The organism is Sandarakinorhabdus sp., from assembly GCF_031422795.1.
Lineage (GTDB): Bacteria > Pseudomonadota > Alphaproteobacteria > Sphingomonadales > Sphingomonadaceae > Sandarakinorhabdus.
Genome location: NZ_JANPML010000085.1, coordinates 1 through 1,522, shown reverse-complemented (window position 1 = coordinate 1,522; position 1,522 = coordinate 1). Strand labels below are relative to the sequence as shown.

General features: G+C 65.6%; 3 protein-coding genes. 1 reads left to right on the top strand and 2 read right to left on the bottom strand.

Annotated features, from left to right (window positions below; translation table 11 throughout):
• On the top strand, positions 1 to 589 hold a 589-nt coding region (locus tag RMO81_RS03390; protein ID WP_310474328.1), incomplete at its 5' end, for a head GIN domain-containing protein.
• Here the strand turns inward: RMO81_RS03390 and RMO81_RS03385 are convergent.
• Both RMO81_RS03385 and RMO81_RS03380 read right to left on the bottom strand, forming a co-directional pair.
• A complete protein-coding gene (locus RMO81_RS03385; RefSeq protein ID WP_310474326.1) occupies positions 590 to 1,168 on the bottom strand; it encodes a nitroreductase in 579 nt (192 codons plus the stop codon).
• Positions 1,169 to 1,229: 61 nt separating this feature from the next.
• Positions 1,230 to 1,522, bottom strand: a 293-nt coding sequence (locus RMO81_RS03380; protein ID WP_310474325.1) for an amidohydrolase family protein, incomplete at its 5' end; no start/stop codon positions are given.

The following is a 1,522-nucleotide window of genomic DNA, read 5'->3' as shown; positions in this document are numbered from 1 at the left end:
CAAGGTGGCCGTGAGCGGTTCCGACAACGTCAACATCCGCACCGGCAACAGCTTCGCCGTGGTCGCCACGGGCGAACAGGATGATCTGGATCGGCTTGAGATCAAGGTTGAAGGCGGTCAGCTGAGCATCGGCCGCAAGTCTGGCAATTGGCGCTGGGGCGGCAAGAATGTTGTGGTGTCGGTGACCATGCCGGCATTGCGTGGCCTGGCGCTGGCGGGCTCTTCCGATGTGACTGCCGACAAGGGTGCCGCCGACGTGTTCGACGCCAAGTTGAGCGGTTCCGGCGACATGTCCGTGGCTAGTCTCGACGCCAAGACGGCCAACATCAGCGTTTCGGGTTCGGGCAATGTCACGATGGCCGGCCGCTGCGGCGCCCAGAATATCAGCATCGCCGGCAGCGGCGATGTCGATCTGTCGCGCCTTGCCTGTGTCAATTCGTCGATCCGCATTGCCGGTTCGGGCAATGTCATGGCGCGGGCCAGTGGCGACGCCTCCATCCGCATTGCCGGTTCCGGTGACGTTGTCGTCACGGGCGGCGCCAAATGCGTGAAGAAGATCGCCGGCAGCGGCGACGTGCGCTGCAGCTGATCAACCCTGCCAGTGGCTCAACACAGCTGACAGCTCGGGCCGGGGCCGCTCTTCCAGCGGCTTCGCCTGGGTGCCGATGAAGAAGAAGCCGGCGATGCGTTCCGGCGCGGCGCCGTCGAGCAAGGCCAGCACCTGCGCGTCGTACGCCGCCCAACCGGTGAGCCAATTGGCGACAAAACCATGGGCGTGGGCAGCCAGACAGAGATTCTGGCAGACCGCACCCACCGAAAGCTCCTGTTCCCACGGCGGAATATGGCTGGGTTTGGGGCTGGCGATCACCACCACCAGGCACGGCGCGTTGGCGGCGAACTGCTGCACGGCCTCCACTTCCAGCCGGCCTGCCTCGGGCTTGGCAGCGGTATAAATGCCCAGCAGCGCCTCTGCAAAGGCGGCGCGATTTTCGATCACCACGAATCGCCAGGGATTGAGCTTGCCATGATCGGGCACGCGCGCCGCTGCTGCAATCATGGCCTGCAACTTGCCGGCATCGGGGCCGGGCGCCAGCATGTCGCGCGCCTTGCCGGAACGGCGGGTGGCGAGCAGCGCGGCGGTGCTGGTGGAATCGTTGAAACTGTCCATGGTGCGCGGCTCTACCGGCGTGTCCGGGCTTTGCCAATGCGGCGGCTTTGCCAGGACAGAATCATTGCGCCGCCTTTTCCACCACGCCGCCCTTCATCACGAAGGCAATTTGGGCAACGATGCCCAGTTCCTGCACCGGATCGCCCGGCACCGCCACCAGATCGGCGAGCAGGCCCGGCGCGATGCGGCCCCGGTCGGTCAGGCCGAAATATCGCGCATTGCCGGCTGTGGCTGCCGTGAGCACCGCCGCGCTGCTCATGCCGGCCTGGGCCATCAACAGCATTTCGCGGGCATTTGTGCCGTGGGCATAAACGCCAACATCGCCGCCCATGCAGATCGGCACGCCGGCCTTCA

What these genes read in the sequence shown, in the direction of transcription:
- RMO81_RS03385 (WP_310474326.1), bottom strand. Translation starts at nt 1,168, where the DNA reads ATGGACAGTTTCAACGATTCCACCAGCACCGCCGCGCTGCTCGCCACC.